Genomic DNA, 15,512 nt, shown 5'->3' with positions numbered 1-15,512 from the left:
CGCCGGGCAGTTCCACGGCGCCCAGCGCCCTTCTGAACGTCTTCGGCGTGGCCCTGTCTCACTTCGTCCGGGAGCCCCGCGGACCCACCGAGAGTACATAACGAACTCATAACGCCCCAATGGTCGCCGGACGCGGCTCACTGGTCCGTTGTGACCTGCGGTAGTGCCGCCAGGTGGCCTAATTCCCAGTGCTCGGAAAATCGCCACCTGTCCGGCCTAATGGCGCATCCGCATGCTGGGAAATTCACTCTGTCGTGGTGTCTCCCATTCTTTGATCACCAGATTGACACCTGGGCGGGTTCACACGAGTATTTCGCCCATGCAATCCCCAGTCGCCTTGGTGTGGCGCCGGCACGTTGACTTGCGGCAGCAAGCAAGCGCGCTGTGTATGGATTCCTGAAACGGATGTGCCCGTTCTTCGTGCGCTGACGTTTTCCGCTGTGCCGCAACGGTTCCCTGCTTGAACCGGCGGTTGATTGCTTTCCCTTGATCCGGGCCGGTGACGCCTGCGCGAAAAGGGGAGAGATGTGCCGATTGTCTGGCGCTTCGGTAGCGAAAACAGGGAGAAAGAATGCTATCCAACTCGCCCAGGTGGCGAAAAGTGGTGATAGGCGCCATCGCGACGGCGCTCGCCGTGGGAACGGTGACCTATACCGGCTCCGCCACGAGTGCCTACGCTGATGTCCAGGTCGTCAAGGACGCGAAGAAGGCGGCTGACGGCAAGGAGTACTGGGTCCAGAACCACCTTGTGTCCAAGGATGTCGCGGCGTCCAGGAGTGCAGACGGGCAGCGCAAGAAGTGGCTGCTGGTCTGGGCCGGTGACGAGAACATCGCCGACACCCTGGTCAAGGACATCAAAAATCTGCCGGGTTCGCTCGGCGGCGGCCTCAACAAGATCAAGAACGCGTTGCCCGGTCCGGACTTCCTCGCCGTGATCGACGCGACGCAGGGTTCGCCGACCTACGGCAAGGTCGTCAACACCGCCACCGTCGGCCCGCTCGTCGAGAACGAGCCGCACCACATGCAGTACGTGTGGCACAAGGGCGACACGATCTACGCCGGTGCGCTGTTCGCCGCCGCGACGTACGCCTTCGACGTCTCCGCGTTGCCGCAATTGAAGCTCAAGGGCGTCAGCCTCCCGACCCAGACCCTCGGCGGTTCCGTGCCGGACGCGTACTGGGTGCTCAAGGACGGCACCGCGTACGGCACGTACATGGGCGGCCCGGTCGTGCCGGGCCCGCACACCTACGCCAACGGTTCCACCGTGGTGGGCAACGGTTTCGCCGGCAGTCCCGGTGAGGTCGTCCGCTTCGACCAGAACGCGCGGGTGCTTTCCGAGTCCCCGGCGGCCACACCGCAGGGCGACAACAAGAAGCTGTGCGACAACCTCCCGCAGCTGGACAAGCCGACCTGCGCCAACCCGCACGGCATCCAGGCCCGCGAGGATCTCGACACCCTGGTCACCAGCGACTACGCCGAGCCGCGGAACATCATCCTCGACCCGGTGAAGCAGCCGTCGCCGTACCTGCGGCGGCCGACCGTCCGCACGTGGGACATCTCCGACCGCGACAAGCCGAAGCTCAAGGCGGTCTCGTACCTGCCGGACGGTCCGAGGGCGGACCCGGCGGACCCGCTGCACGCGGAAAGCCGCGCGGTCATGGAGACCACGGTGACCAACTTGCCGGGCCACAAGGGCGCGTTCGCCCAGACCATGCAGGGCGGCGCGGTGTTCTATACGCCGGACATCACCGCCAAGGAGCCGCACTGGATCCAGGTGTTCGACGACGGCGCCGCGAACAAGGCGATCCACCCGGACAACGATTCCAACGGTGGCGGCTCGAACGGCGGCTGGATCCAGACCAGCCCCGACGACAAGTACCTCTACCGCGCGATCACCGGCCGGTCCAAGGGCGCGCTCGGTCCGGACGACCCCGGCACCACGGGTGGCGTGTACGTCCTCGACATCCAGAAGTTGCTCGCCGCGGGCGACAAGGTCGAGAACATCAACGGCCGGATCGACACGAAGGAGAAGTCCCAGCAGGGTGGTGGCGGCGACCTGCCGACCGTCGTCGGCGCGGCCGCGATCAACCCCGGCACGCCGGGTGGTGGCCCGCACTGGGGGGCGTACGACAACTTCGTCCTCGGCGACGACGGCTACTACCGCGAAACAGACAAGCCGCAGCACCTCGCGGTGTCGAACTACTTCGTCGCACGGTCCGGTTTGGACGGTGACCACAAGGTCAACCTGCTGAACCTCGGTCAGGACGGGAAGCTCGCGGTCGACCGGAACTTCCGGGACGAGTTCACCGGAGGAGTCGGGATCAACTTCAACCGGAAGACCTGGCCGCACGGGTCCTTCGGCAACGCCAAGCCGCACTCCGAACTGTTCGTCGTGGCTGACGCGGATCTCAAGTAACCCTGCTCGGCGCGGAAGTCCGTGGGTGGTGGGCGCACCCCGTCACCCACGGCTTCGCCGATCTACTCGGAGAAGGTCCCCATGGATCACCACGTCATACCGGCGAGTTCGGGTTCGACCGGAGTCGGCATCGCCTTGGTCCTGCTCCGGCTCGGCCTGCTGCTGGCGACCGCTTTCCTCGCCGGCACCGGAATCCTGCGCCCGCTCGTGGGCGAACTGCCGAAACGCCTGTACCTCACCATCGTCGCGCTCGGCGGGGTTTCCGCCGCGCTGGCGGCGGTTTCCGCTTTCGCGACCGACGTCAACGTCATCGCGCTGATCGTGCACCTCGTGCTCGTGCTGGCCATTCCGATCCTCGTCAGGTGGCCGTCCGCCGGGCGCTGGGCGTCCCTCGTGCTCGCCGCGTTGGTGGTGCTCGAAACCTCGCTCGGGCGGACCGGCGTCGAATTCGCCATCGACACCGTCTACGTCGCGGCGGCGGCCTTGTGGTTCGGCGTCACCGTTCTCTCCGTCTGGGTGCCCGCCGGCCGGTGGCGCCAGACGAACTTCCGGCTCGGCCCGCTTTCCCTGACGCTGGGCGGACTTCTCGTCGTCGCTGGTGCGGTCCAGCTGTTCTCCTCGGGTCTCGGGTTGGACCGACGGATCTACGAAACGCTCTTCGGCATCACGTTGCTGGTGATCGCCGTGCTGCCGGTCGTCGCCACCGTCGTCGCCGGATTCTTGTTCTCCGGACCGGAATCCACGCGTGCTTACCAATTCGGCGCGGTGGCCGTGACCGTCGGTTTCGTCGCTTGGAGCGCCCTCGCGGCCATCCCTAAACCGCCCGCTCCACCGATTCCCGGAGTCGCTCTGCTCGCCTACGCGTCCGTCGGCGACCGACAGTTCCCGGTGCTGGTGAGCCCGCAGCGGCCCGGCAAGAACCTCGTCCATTTCCCCGCGAGCGCGGGCGACGACCTGTCCGCCGGAATCGAAGGCGGCCTGATCGGCAAGGCCATCGTGCGTCCCGGTGCCGAGGGCACCTGGGCCGAGGTCGACCTGCCGAAGGGGCGCGGCGACCTGATCATCAGCCGCGGCGGCGAGAAGACGACGATCGAGGTCGACGCGGGTGAGGAACAGGGCCCCGCGATCGAGGACGTTGACGCGCCCGAGTGTGCTTCGGCCGCGCTGGGCGGCCTGATCGCCGACCGCCGCGAAGTCCTCACCTCATGTCCCGCGGACACACTTTCCGGCGAGGACAGCGGTTCGCTCGTGAAACTCGTCGAGTTCCTCGCCGGGCGCAAGCCTTCCGCGCTCACCCTCGTCGAGGACGCCTCGCCGCGCGGTACCGCCGCCGCGAAGCTGGTCCGGGAGACCGCCGCACGCGTCGGCCTCCCGGTACAGGCCGAGGCCGGGCCGGACACCGCGCTGTTCGTGGTGTCCGGCTGGGCGGGCGGCTATACGGCGATGACCCGCGCGGCCGAGTCCCAGCGGCTCAAGCCGACCCACCAATACGGCCTGTACCTCGCGCCCTGGCTGCTGAACGGCCCGATCGTCAACTCCGTCGCGAGTTCCTCGCTGCCACTGAGGTTCGACCCGCGCGAGCAGGTCGCCGTGAGTTTCGCGGTCGCCGCGGGCAACGCCTTCGGCGGCGAAAGCCCCACCCTCGGCGGCTTCCGCACCTGGCTCGGAGACCAGTGGAGGTCGATGAACGGCGACGTTCAGATCTTCGCGGCGGCACAGGTCAACGCCATGCCGATGTACCCGGGCGAACCGCACGCGGTCGGGATGATCGCCGACCGGAACTACGCGGGGCAATGGATCCCCGACGGCACGATCGTGCCGGTCAGCTCGGTACTCCGGTGAAGGATTCCGCTCGATTCCAGCAGCGGTAAGGAAAAGGAGAAGAGATGAAGCGAATCGCGGCCCGTGTGCTGCTGCCGCTCGCCGTCGCGGGCGCGCTGTCCGGACTTGCCGGCGGGGTCGCCTCCGCCGACCCGTCGCCGGGCCTGCCGACCGGTGGCGGCGGCCCCGCGGTCTGGCTGATCCCCGGCCTCGACCTCGGCGGCCTGCTCGGCGGAGTCGTCCCCGTGCCCACCGAACTCCTCGCCCCGATCTACGGGATCATCACGCCGATTTCGTAAGAACCCTTATCAGTAAAGGAGAATCTCATGAAAAAGACCTTCGTCCGCGCGGTCACCGGTGCGGCGCTCACTGGCCTCGTCGTACTCGGCTCGGCCGCTCCGGCGCTCGCCGTACAGGCCGCCCCGAGCGATGTCGTGGTCGTCGACGAACCCGACACGAGCGACCTCGACAACATCTGGACGTTCGCGCCGCTCGGCGTCCCGGTGCTCGGCCTCCTCCAGTCCCTCAACGGCGTCCCCGGCCGGCTGCTGCCGTCCTGACTTCCGGGCGGCGCGGCTCTCGGGCCGCGCCGCCGCTTTCGTGAGAAGAACCGATGGCAGGCAGACAACTGATCGGGCACATCACCCATCGTGGGGATCGTAATGGCCGCACTCGCGACCTGTGGTGCTGCTCAACGGCGCGGCGACTTTAGCGGGCAAAGTGCGATCCGGGGCCTGGTGCGGGGCCGGCCCCGGCGTGGCGACTTTAGCGGGCAAAGTGCGATCCGGTGGCCGGGGAAAATGGGTGGCCGGGTTGGGCAGAATGGGGCCATGAGCTGGAGCTTCGAAGTCACCCCCGTCGATCACCCGGACGCCGCCCAGTTGCTGCGCGAGTACCTGGACGAAATCGCGTCGCGGTTCCACGGGCGCCCGATCGCCGAAGACGAACTCGACGCCCTGCTCGAGGAGCACCACAGCAGGTACCTGGTCCCGCCGGCCGGCGCCTTCCTTCTCGCGTGGCGCGACGGGGTGCTCGCCGGCTGTGCCGGGCTCCGGATCGTCTCGCCCGAAATCGTCGAGCTCAAACGAGTCTTCCTCCGACGTTCCGAGCGGGGCAGCGGCGGTGCGGCGCTGCTCGTGGCCGCCGCCGAGGACGTCGCCCGCGGTCTGGGGGCCACGACCATCCGCCTGGACACCCGTAGCGATCTGGTCGAGGCGAGGGCCCTGTACGCGCGCCTCGGCTACGACGAGGTCGAGCCCTTCAACGACGACCCCTTCGCCCACTGCTACTTCTCGAAGTCCCTGGTCGAAGCCCTGTCGGATCGCGTTTAGCCCGCTAAACGCGACGCGGGCGCGGAGCGTAGGTCGCCTTCGTGAGGAGGGCACCGGCGAGGGCGGGGGCCAGGCCGATCAGCAGCAGGAAGACGCCCGCGTCCTTGCCTTCGATCAGCGGATGCCACCACAGCGGTGTCACGGAGATGTCGACGACGTCACCTCGCTCCGGAAAGGTCCCGAACGACATCCACCGCAGGTCCTTGACCTCGTGCGTCTCGCCGTCGAGTTCGTAGGTGCCGTCCACCAGGTTGCCGTTGCCGCAACTGGTGCAGTTCGACGTGCCCGCCTCCGCCAGGAGGGTCGCGGTCACGGTCAGCCGCGCCTCGGGTGCGAGCCCGGTCAGCGCGGTCAGTGAGTTCACCGCGAGCGCCAGCCCCGGCAGCACCAGGGCGAGCGCGACGACCGAGCGCGCCACCAGCGACAGCGAGGACAGCGGCTGACGGCCCCCCGCTTCCCGGCGCCGGTTGAGCGGGCCGCGGAGCCCGGCGAGCGGCCCCCGCCTGCTCCCGAGCCATCCGGCGTCACTGGTGTCGGAAGCCGCCGCGACAGAACGGAAATCCGCGTCGCTCCAGTCCACCGTGGACGCCAGGACCGCCAGACGGCGGGAGTCGGCGAACATCGTCTCTTCGGTCAGCGTCCCGGCTTCGGAGACCCACAGTGAGCCGCCATGGAACGCCACTTCGCGGACCCGGAACCACGAGTCGCCGTTCAGCAGTTCACAGACGGCGGGGGAGAGCAGGGCGCGGGCGAACTCCGGATCGGACGTCACCACGGTGAACCGGCGGTCGAACTCCGTGCCCGTCTCGAACCGTCGCAGCAGCGCGTCCGGCTTCGGTGCCCCGACGGTGTTCCGCGTGATGCGGGCGTCCTCCAACGGTGTGAACCGCTCCGGCTCGAAAGCACCTGTCTTGGGTGTGATGACGACCGATGGCACGACAGGCGTCCGAAGCTGGATCAGGGCGTACGCCCCATCGGTCAGGTCAGCTGTCCTGGCTGCCCCCGGGAAATCGTCGGAACCACCGAGCCGGTACTCGACCCCGAGCAGCCGATGCCCGTTGTGGCCGAACTCGACCGCCGTCACCACGGATTCAGGAAACGTATAGGCGACAGCGATTCCCCGCGAGGGAAGCACCCCGAAGCCCGGCTCACCGGCCCCGTCGAGCCTGCCGATCCAGGTCTTCTGCCGGTAGCCCCGCCACGCCGCCAAAGTCGCGATGACCAGCGGGAACGCGAACCAGAGCCAGCCTGGAACCGCACTCCCGGACCCCGCCGAAAGCCAGTACAACGACGTCTCGGAGACGAGGATCCCGCAGAGGGCGTAGCTGACGGCCGCCGCCGTGGGCCGCCGTCCATCGAAGCGCCCGCCGAGCAGCAGCAACGCCAGGGCCAGGGTGTACCCACCGGCGACGAGCCACGGCCCGGCCAGCTGATCGTCCATCGGGCGACCCTACTGGTCCATGTCGAGGTTCTCGCGGGTCTCCTCTTCGGTGTGGTGCCCGCCGGTGCGGCCGTACTCCTGCCCGGCGATGGTGGTCCTCGAGTTGTCGATGGTCTTGTTCACGAAGTCGAAGCCCGCCTTGCCCGCGTACGCCGAACCCTTCGAGATATCGGCGGGGTTGACCCCGACCACCTGCTTGATCGCCTGGTTCGGCACACCCTTGAGGACGTCCTTCGCGGCATCGCCGAACGTGCCGAGCTGGGTCCCGGAGCCCTTGGCGAACGCGCCGACGATCGACTTCTCCTGACCGGGCGTCATCCCGATCTTGCCTGCCTTCGTCAGCTTCGAACCCTGTTTGACCAGGTCGTCGGTCCACTTGAGCAGGAAGCCCATGAACTTGTCGAGCAGCTTGCCGAGCTTGCCGAGGTGCTTGGTGATCTTGCCCATCGCGCTCGCGGCTTTGGCGATCGTCGCGGTCATCGCGGCGGCCACCGAGGAGCCGAGGCTGACGACAGACGCGGCCAGCGCGGGCAGCCAGATGTAGATCGCCCAGGTGACCAGCTCGGAGATGATCGACTTGACGACCTCTTCGATGACGGTCATCACCATCGACCACATCTGCAGTGTCTCGGCCACGGTCCCGGCGCTGTTGCCGATGCCCTTGATGCCGACCGCGAAGTCGCCGAGCGCGTTGCGGGCCGCGTCGCCGGCCTCGCCCACCCAGTCCTTCAGCGAGTCGTCACCGGTCTTGACGAAGTCGTCGGCCAGTGTGACGAAGCCCTTGGCGATGTTGCCGAAGTTTCCGGCCGCGGTCTTGAGCGCCGGGCCGTCACCGGTGACGAAGTGCAGCGCGTCCTGCAGCGGCTGGATCAGCTCGATCAGGATGTTGAGGCCGTTGCTGACCAGCCAGCCCACCGGGTCGAGCACGAAGCCCGCGAGATCCGCCCCCGCCCCCGCGATGAAGCCCGCGCCGTCCTGCACCAGCTGCCCACCGGCGGCCGCGAGGTCGCCGGGCCCCTGCGCGGTACTGAACTTGTCGTAGGCGTTGGCGACGGTCGTGACGCCCTTGCCGGCGACAGGCACCTTCTTCGCCGCGTCGAGCGCGTTCTTGCCGAAGCTGTCGTCACCCGTGATCTTGACGCCGCCTGCGACGCTCGCCTTCTCGTCGGTCATGCCGTCCCCCAGCTCACTTCGGTCCGTCGATCTTGGCTTCGTACTTCCCCAGGGTGATCGTCGCGTCGTTCTCGAAGCCGTTGTAGATCGACGCGGCCTGGTTGAGCTTCCCGGAGAAGGCGTCGACCCCGGTCTTCATCAGCTCGAGCAGCTCACGCAGGTCGGCGAGCTTGCCGGTGTAGGTCTGCTTCACCGCGAGCCCGATCAGGCCCCACGACTTGTCGGTGACGTCGGCCTGGTCGACGAGCCCGCCGAACTTGCCGGCCTCGTCCTTGTAGTAGCCGAGGTTGTTCGCGTAGTCGGTCAAGGCCTGCGTCTTAACCTCGTGTCCTCCGGGGCCGCCCATCAGCGTTCCTCCTGGTCGTCGAACAGGTTCTTGAGGAACTGGTCACCGGCCGAGTTCCCGCCCGCCGCCGACGGGCCGGGAGTCGGTTCGTCCGACCGCCGTAGCACCGTCTCCTCGCTGAAGTCGTCCTCGTTCCGAGGGCGGCGGGCGGGGCGGGCGGTGTCCGCCGGTGGCTCCTCCGACAGCTGAGACCGCAGATCGTCGGCTGTGGTTCCCAACGCTTCCGCTTGGGCTTCGAGAACCTGTTCTTCGACGTTCAGATGGAACGTCCCGCCGAACTGCTCGTCGACGATCCCGGCCTGCTTCCGCGCCGCGTCGGCCACCGCGGTGTGCAAAGTGGACAGAAGGGTGGCGGCGAGCTGTTGTGGTTGCTGCCGAAGGGCTTCCGGGGACAGGCGGATGTCCTTGACCGACCCTCCCGGGCCCGCGACGACGGTGACCGAACGATCCGGCGACGTGGCCACCGACTCCAGTTCCGCCAGTTCCGCCTGCATTTCGCCGACCTTCGCGAACTGAGTTTCGGCCTTGTGGATCTTGGACTGGAACTTTTCGAATTCCGCGACCAGCTGTTCGAACTCGGCCGACATGGAGCCTCCCCGTGCCTGTGCGTGTGACCGGTGTCATCGTGACCCATTCGCCGGTTTGACGCGATGGTGTGCTTTCCGGATCCATCCGGGTCACCCGTTAGGGGAAATAGGTACCGTGGTTCGCTGAGTAAGGCGGTGTCAGTGGAGCGAGGGGAGGCGTCGTGGACGCCGAGCAGCAGAAAACCGCCGAGGAACTCCGGCCGGGGAGTCACGCGGCGCCGGAGGGGGCTCCCGTGCATCCGTTGATCGACCTCGGCCGGGATCCGCGCCCCGGCCGGGCGGACCACGCCAAGCCCGACGAGGAATGAAGGCTGGGCGCGTAGCGCTGCCGTCGAGGGCGGTGACGGGGGCGTGGATGGAGAACCATGCCGAAACGCCGTTCCATCAGGGTGGCCGCGGCGTGACGCCCAGCACGATATAGTTATCGACCCCCCGATTTGGTCGGTCAGGAAGTGGCCGGGTATCTTTGGAGACCGTGCCCGGCAGGCGTCGGGCCGTCCCGTGTGCCGTGCGGCGTGAACGGGGTGCTCAGGCATCCGGTTCGAAGGCTTCGCCCACAGGGGATCCGACGGAAAATCCCTACGGGAAGTTACCGGTCGCAAGACCGTGACGCGGGCCGACACGCCCGACCGCGGGGGCCGGAGACAGACACGTAGTAGCAAGATCGCGAACAGAAAGCTGGTCCATTGCCCACGATCCAGCAGCTGGTCCGTAAGGGCCGCCAGGACAAGGCTGCCAAGCAGAAGACCGCGGCCCTCAAGGGGAGCCCGCAGCGGCGTGGTGTGTGCACTCGCGTGTACACCACAACCCCCAAGAAGCCGAACTCGGCGCTTCGCAAGGTCGCTCGTGTGAAGTTGACCAGCGGCATCGAGGTCACCGCCTACATTCCCGGTGAAGGCCACAACCTGCAGGAGCACTCGATGGTGCTCGTGCGTGGTGGTCGTGTGAAGGACCTTCCGGGTGTCCGTTACAAGATCATCCGCGGTTCGCTCGACACCCAGGGTGTCAAGAACCGTAAGCAGGCGCGCAGCCGGTACGGCGCGAAGAAGGAGAAGAGCTAATGCCCCGCAAGGGTCCGGCCCCCAAGCGGCCGCTGATCTCTGACCCCGTCTACGCATCCCCGCTGGTCACCCAGCTGGTGAACAAGGTGCTGAAGGACGGCAAGCGGTCCCTGGCCGAGCGCATCGTCTATGGCGCTCTCGAAGGCGCTCGCGAGAAGACCGGCACCGATCCGGTCGTCACGCTGAAGCGCGCCCTCGACAACGTGAAGCCCACCATCGAGGTGAAGAGCCGTCGTGTCGGTGGTGCCACCTATCAGGTGCCGATCGAGGTCAAGCCGGGTCGCTCCACCACTCTCGCGCTTCGCTGGCTGGTCTCCTTCTCCGCGGCCCGCCGCGAGAAGACCATGATCGAGCGCCTGCAGAACGAGCTCCTCGACGCGAGCAACGGCCTCGGCGCCAGCGTGAAGCGGCGTGAGGACACGCACAAGATGGCCGAGTCCAACAAGGCCTTCGCGCACTACCGCTGGTGATGACCGCCCGGCTGCCGATCAAAGCCTTGCCGGGCCCCAATTTTGAGACAGGGGAACACTCTCGTGGCACGTGAAGTGCTGACCGACCTGAACCAGGTCCGCAACATCGGCATCATGGCCCACATCGACGCCGGTAAGACCACCACCACCGAGCGGATCCTGTTCTACACCGGGGTCAACTACAAGATCGGTGAAGTCCACGATGGCGCCGCCACCATGGACTGGATGGAGGAGGAGCAGAAGCGGGGTATCACCATCACCTCGGCTGCCACCACCACCTTCTGGGCCGATCACCAGATCAACATCATCGACACCCCGGGTCACGTCGACTTCACCGTCGAGGTGGAGCGATCGCTGCGCGTGCTCGATGGTGCCGTCGCCGTCTTCGACGGCAAGGAAGGTGTCGAGCCGCAGTCCGAGCAGGTCTGGCGTCAGGCGGACAAGTACGAGGTTCCTCGTATCTGCTTCGTCAACAAGATGGACAAGCTCGGCGCGGACTTCTACTTCACCGTCCGCACCATCGAGGAGCGCCTCGGCGCCCGCCCGCTGGTCATCCAGCTGCCGATCGGCGCCGAGAACGAGTTCGAAGGCGTCATCGACCTGGTCCGCATGAAGGCGTTGACCTGGCGCGGAGAGGTCCAGAAGGGCGAGGACTACGCCGTCGAGGAGATCCCGGCCGAGCTCGCCGACAAGGCGGCCGAGTACCGGGAGAAGCTGGTCGAGGCCATCGCCGAGACCGACGACTCCCTGATGGAGAAGTTCCTCGAGGGTGAGGAGCCGACGGAAGCCGAGCTCAAGGCCGGTATCCGCAAGCTCACCGTGAACCGCGAGGCGTACCCGGTGCTCACCGGTTCCGCCTTCAAGAACAAGGGCGTGCAGCCCATGCTCGACGCGGTCATCGACTACCTGCCGTCGCCGCTGGACGTTCCGGCCGTCGAGGGAACGCTGCCCGACGGTGAGACCGTCGTGTCGCGCAAGCCGTCGACCGAGGAGCCGTTCTCCGCTCTGGCGTTCAAGATCGCCGCGCACCCGTTCTTCGGCAAGCTGACCTACATCCGGGTGTACTCGGGCAAGGTCTCCTCCGGCGCGCAGCTGATCAACGCCACCAAGGAGCGCAAGGAGCGCATCGGGAAGCTCTTCCAGATGCACTCCAACAAGGAGAACCCGGTCGAGGAGGCCCAGGCGGGCCACATCTACGCGGTCATCGGCCTGAAGGACACCACCACCGGTGACACCCTCGCCGACCCGCAGAACCCGGTCGTCCTCGAGTCGATGACGTTCCCGGCGCCGGTCATCCGCGTCGCGATCGAGCCCAAGACCAAGGCCGACCAGGAGAAGCTGTCCCTGGCGATCCAGAAGCTGGCCGAAGAGGACCCGACGTTCCAGGTCAACCTGGACGAGGACACCGGCCAGACGATCATCGCGGGTATGGGCGAGCTGCACCTCGAGGTGCTGGTGAACCGCATGAAGTCCGACTACAAGGTCGAGGCGAACATCGGCAAGCCGCAGGTCGCCTACCGTGAGACGGTGCGCAAGACGGTCGAGAAGCTCGACTACGTGCACAAGAAGCAGACCGGTGGTTCCGGTCAGTTCGCGAAGGTCATCGTCAAGCTCGAGCCGCTTGAGTCCACCGATGGTGCTCTTTACGAGTTCTCCAACAAGGTCACCGGTGGCCGCGTTCCGCGGGAGTACATCCCGTCGGTCGACGCGGGCGCACAGGACGCCATGCAGTACGGCGTGCTGGCGGGCTACCCTCTCGTCGGGTTGAAGTTCACCTTGCTGGACGGTGCGTACCACGAGGTCGACTCGTCGGAAATGGCCTTCAAGATCGCCGGCTCCATCGCGATGAAGGAAGCCGCGAGGAAGGCCAGCCCGGTCATCCTCGAGCCGCTGATGGCCGTCGAGGTCACCACGCCCGAGGACTACATGGGCGATGTGATCGGCGACCTCAACTCCCGCCGTGGCCAGATCCAGGCCATGGAGGAGCGCGCCGGTACCCGTGTCGTCAAGGCACTGGTGCCGCTGTCGGAGATGTTCGGCTACGTCGGTGACCTGCGGTCGCGTACCCAGGGGCGTGCCAACTACTCGATGGTGTTCGACTCCTACGCAGAGGTTCCCGCGAACGTCGCGAAGGAAATCATCGCGAAGGCGACAGGGGAGTAGTTCCCTCTCGCTCGCGGGCATAAGGAAAACTCCTGAACGTCCGCACCACCCACCGAGAAACGAATCTCCGTCTGACGACAGCCACGTCGGCCGGTGAGTAAGCAAAACAGTCCAGGAGGACATTCCAGTGGCGAAGGCGAAATTCGAGCGGACCAAGCCGCACGTCAACATCGGGACCATCGGTCACGTCGACCACGGTAAGACCACTCTGACCGCGGCGATCACCAAGGTTCTGCACGACAAGTACCCCGAGCTGAACACGGCGTCGGCGTTCGACCAGATCGACAACGCGCCGGAAGAGAAGCAGCGCGGCATCACGATCAACATCTCGCACGTCGAGTATCAGACCGAGAAGCGTCACTACGCCCACGTGGACGCCCCCGGTCACGCGGACTACATCAAGAACATGATCACCGGTGCGGCGCAGATGGACGGCGCGATCCTCGTGGTCGCGGCGACCGACGGCCCGATGCCGCAGACCCGTGAGCACGTGCTGCTCGCGAAGCAGGTCGGCGTGCCCTACATCGTGGTCGCGCTGAACAAGGCCGACATGGTCGACGACGAAGAGATCCTGGAGCTCGTCGAGCTTGAGGTCCGCGAGCTGCTGTCCTCCCAGGACTTCCCTGGTGACGACGCTCCGGTCGTCAAGGTCTCCGGCCTGAAGGCCCTCGAGGGCGACGCCAAGTGGGGCGAGAGCGTTCTCGAGCTCATGGCGGCCGTCGACGAGAGCGTGCCGGACCCGGTGCGCGAGCTCGACAAGCCGTTCCTGATGCCGATCGAAGACGTCTTCACGATCACCGGCCGTGGCACGGTCGTGACCGGCCGTATCGAGCGTGGCCGCGTCAACGTGAACGAAGAGGTCGAGATCGTCGGCATCAAGGAGAAGTCGACCAAGACCACCGTCACCGGTGTCGAGATGTTCCGCAAGCTGCTCGACCAGGGCGAGGCCGGCGACAACGTCGGTCTGCTGGTCCGTGGCATCAAGCGCGAGGACGTCGAGCGCGGCCAGGTCGTCGTGAAGCCGGGCACCACCACCCCGCACACGGAGTTCGAGGGCTCGGTCTACATCCTGTCGAAGGACGAGGGTGGCCGTCACACCCCGTTCTTCAACAACTACCGCCCGCAGTTCTACTTCCGTACGACGGACGTGACCGGCGTGGTGACCCTCAAGGAGGGCACCGAAATGGTCATGCCGGGCGACAACACGGACATCAGCGTTGTGCTGATCCAGCCGGTCGCCATGGACGAGGGTCTGCGTTTCGCCATCCGTGAGGGTGGACGGACCGTCGGCGCCGGCCAGGTCACCAAGATCAACAAGTGATTCAACGCCACCCGGGGGTCTGATACACCCCCGGGTTCCAGGCGTCAAATCACGTGTGCGACACTATTCAGGTTGCTCGTCCTGGGGCGGCCGAACTCGCGGTTCTTCGGAAACCGGGTTCCGGCCGCCCTGGTATGAGCGGCCACGGTCCGTGGAGCTCTTCCTTCGGGTGAGGCCAGCGGGCGCGGCGGTTGAGACGGCACAGCCGGATCGCTGCCTCCTCAGATGAGGAAGACCAGCAAGACGACGATCCCGCGGGATCCGTCTGTGCGTCGGGCGCGACACGCCCGACCGCGTGGACCGGGGACAGGGCCGTTGAACTGCGAGAACCCCGGCCCAGCCGAAGGTTTGAAGAGACAAAGCGGCACGAGACGACAAGGAACGCAGCCACCATGGCGGGACAGAAGATCCGCATCCGGCTCAAGGCCTACGACCACGAGGCGATCGACACCTCGGCGCGCAAGATCGTCGAGACGGTCACGCGCACCGGCGCCCGTGTTGTCGGGCCGGTGCCGCTGCCCACCGAGAAGAACGTTTACTGCGTCATCCGCTCGCCGCACAAGTACAAGGACTCGCGCGAGCACTTCGAGATGCGCACGCACAAGCGTCTGATCGACATCCTCGACCCGACGCCGAAGACGGTCGACGCGCTCATGCGCATCGACCTGCCGGCAAGCGTCGACGTCAACATCCAGTAGCGGCTGGCGAGCGGCGGAGAGTAAGAGACTCATGTCTGACAGGCAAATGAAGGGCATCCTGGGCACCAAGCTCGGCATGACCCAGGTCTTCGACGAGAACAACCGGGTCGTCCCGGTGACCGTCGTCCAGGCCGGTCCGAACGTGGTCACCCAGGTTCGGACCCAGGAAACCGACGGCTACAAGGCCGTGCAGCTGGCTTTCGGCGCGGTCGACCCGCGCCGGGTGAACAAGCCGCGCACCGGCCACTTCGACAAGGCGAGCGTGACCCCGCGTCGTTTCCTTGCGGAGCTGCGTACCACCGACGCCGAGACCTACGAGATCGGCCAGGAGATCACCGCCGAGGTGTTCGAGGCCGGTATCGAGGTCGACGTGACCGGTACCAGCAAGGGCAAGGGTTACGCCGGCGTCATGAAGCGTCACGGCTTCAAGGGCCAGGGCGCGAGCCACGGTGCCCAGGCCGTGCACCGCAAGCCCGGCTCGATCGGTGGCTGCGCCACCCCGGGCCGCGTCTTCAAGGGCCTGCGCATGGCGGGCCGGATGGGCAACGACCGGGTCACCACGCAGAACCTGACCGTGCACGCGGTGCGTGCCGAGGACGGCCTGCTGCTGATCAAGGGCGCCGTGCCCGGTCCCAAGGGCGGCCTGCTGTTCGTTCGCAGCGCCGCGAAGGGTGGTAACTGATC

The 15,512-nt window shown here is 66.7% G+C and carries 16 protein-coding genes; 12 read left to right on the top strand and 4 right to left on the bottom strand.

Annotated features, from left to right (window positions below; all coding sequences use genetic code 11):
- The first annotated feature begins 571 nt into the window (after nucleotides 1–571).
- From ACM6LU_RS02670 to ACM6LU_RS02650, 5 genes are all read left to right on the top strand, one after another.
- Nucleotides 572–2,416 carry a hypothetical protein gene (locus tag ACM6LU_RS02670; protein WP_414935949.1) on the top strand — a complete coding sequence of 615 codons (1,845 nt, stop codon included), beginning with the start codon at nucleotides 572–574 and terminating at the stop codon, nucleotides 2,414–2,416.
- Nucleotides 2,417–2,497: 81 nt separating this feature from the next.
- Nucleotides 2,498–4,258, top strand: coding sequence for a hypothetical protein (locus ACM6LU_RS02665; RefSeq protein WP_414935948.1), 1,761 nt, complete (start codon nucleotides 2,498–2,500; stop codon nucleotides 4,256–4,258).
- A 44-nt stretch (nucleotides 4,259–4,302) separates the two neighbouring features.
- The gene (locus tag ACM6LU_RS02660) at nucleotides 4,303–4,536 is read left to right on the top strand and encodes a hypothetical protein (RefSeq protein WP_414935947.1); all 234 of its coding nucleotides are present in this window, start codon (nucleotides 4,303–4,305) and stop codon (nucleotides 4,534–4,536) included.
- A 27-nt stretch (nucleotides 4,537–4,563) separates the two neighbouring features.
- Nucleotides 4,564–4,797, top strand: a complete 234-nt coding sequence (locus ACM6LU_RS02655) for a hypothetical protein (protein ID WP_414935946.1) — start codon at nucleotides 4,564–4,566, stop codon at nucleotides 4,795–4,797.
- 270 nt (nucleotides 4,798–5,067) lie between these two features.
- Nucleotides 5,068–5,568: a GNAT family N-acetyltransferase gene (locus ACM6LU_RS02650; protein WP_414935945.1), complete on the top strand. Its 501-nt coding sequence runs from the start codon at nucleotides 5,068–5,070 to the stop codon at nucleotides 5,566–5,568.
- Nucleotides 5,569–5,572: 4 nt separating this feature from the next.
- Here the strand turns inward: ACM6LU_RS02650 and ACM6LU_RS02645 are convergent, their stop codons facing one another.
- From ACM6LU_RS02645 to ACM6LU_RS02630, 4 genes are read right to left on the bottom strand one after another with little or no spacing between them, the layout of a single operon-like run.
- Nucleotides 5,573–7,009, bottom strand: a complete 1,437-nt coding sequence (locus tag ACM6LU_RS02645) for a hypothetical protein (RefSeq protein ID WP_414935944.1) — start codon at nucleotides 7,007–7,009, stop codon at nucleotides 5,573–5,575.
- Between the two features lie 9 nt (nucleotides 7,010–7,018).
- On the bottom strand, nucleotides 7,019–8,182 hold the full coding sequence (locus ACM6LU_RS02640) for a hypothetical protein (RefSeq protein WP_414935943.1): 1,164 nt from the start codon (nucleotides 8,180–8,182) through the stop codon (nucleotides 7,019–7,021).
- A 13-nt stretch (nucleotides 8,183–8,195) separates the two neighbouring features.
- Complete coding sequence (locus ACM6LU_RS02635) at nucleotides 8,196–8,528, bottom strand: hypothetical protein (RefSeq protein WP_414935942.1); 333 nt, start codon at nucleotides 8,526–8,528, stop codon at nucleotides 8,196–8,198.
- Nucleotides 8,528–9,115: a YbaB/EbfC family nucleoid-associated protein gene (locus tag ACM6LU_RS02630; RefSeq protein ID WP_414935941.1), complete on the bottom strand. Its 588-nt coding sequence runs from the start codon at nucleotides 9,113–9,115 to the stop codon at nucleotides 8,528–8,530. The genes ACM6LU_RS02635 and ACM6LU_RS02630 overlap by 1 nt, the downstream gene beginning before the upstream one ends.
- A 161-nt stretch (nucleotides 9,116–9,276) precedes the next feature.
- Between ACM6LU_RS02630 and ACM6LU_RS02625 the strand changes: the two genes are divergently transcribed.
- The 7 genes from ACM6LU_RS02625 (at nucleotide 9,277) to rplC (ending at nucleotide 15,510) form a co-directional block, all read left to right on the top strand.
- Nucleotides 9,277–9,423, top strand: a complete 147-nt coding sequence (locus tag ACM6LU_RS02625) for a hypothetical protein (protein WP_414935940.1) — start codon at nucleotides 9,277–9,279, stop codon at nucleotides 9,421–9,423.
- A 378-nt stretch (nucleotides 9,424–9,801) separates the two neighbouring features.
- Nucleotides 9,802–10,176 (top strand): 30S ribosomal protein S12, encoded by a 375-nt coding sequence (gene rpsL, locus ACM6LU_RS02620; RefSeq protein ID WP_003102113.1) that lies wholly within the window; start codon nucleotides 9,802–9,804, stop codon nucleotides 10,174–10,176.
- A complete protein-coding gene (gene rpsG, locus ACM6LU_RS02615) occupies nucleotides 10,176–10,646 on the top strand; it encodes a 30S ribosomal protein S7 (RefSeq protein WP_005166770.1) in 471 nt (156 codons plus the stop codon). Before rpsL ends, rpsG begins: the two co-directional genes overlap by 1 nt.
- A 63-nt stretch (nucleotides 10,647–10,709) precedes the next feature.
- Nucleotides 10,710–12,809, top strand: a complete 2,100-nt coding sequence (gene fusA, locus ACM6LU_RS02610; protein ID WP_414935939.1) for an elongation factor G — start codon at nucleotides 10,710–10,712, stop codon at nucleotides 12,807–12,809.
- Nucleotides 12,810–12,936: 127 nt separating this feature from the next.
- Nucleotides 12,937–14,130, top strand: a complete 1,194-nt coding sequence (gene tuf / locus ACM6LU_RS02605) for an elongation factor Tu (protein WP_414935938.1) — start codon at nucleotides 12,937–12,939, stop codon at nucleotides 14,128–14,130.
- A gap of 392 nt (nucleotides 14,131–14,522) precedes the next feature.
- Entirely contained in the window at nucleotides 14,523–14,828 is a 306-nt protein-coding gene (gene rpsJ, locus ACM6LU_RS02600) for a 30S ribosomal protein S10 (RefSeq protein WP_003102098.1), read from the top strand.
- Between the two features lie 31 nt (nucleotides 14,829–14,859).
- Nucleotides 14,860–15,510 (top strand): 50S ribosomal protein L3, encoded by a 651-nt coding sequence (gene rplC / locus ACM6LU_RS02595; RefSeq protein WP_414935937.1) that lies wholly within the window; start codon nucleotides 14,860–14,862, stop codon nucleotides 15,508–15,510.
- Nucleotides 15,511–15,512: the final 2 nt, after the last annotated feature.

This window comes from Amycolatopsis sp. cmx-11-51 (genome assembly GCF_047608665.1).
Taxonomy (GTDB): domain Bacteria; phylum Actinomycetota; class Actinomycetes; order Mycobacteriales; family Pseudonocardiaceae; genus Amycolatopsis.
This window is presented reverse-complemented; position numbering and strand designations above follow the sequence as displayed.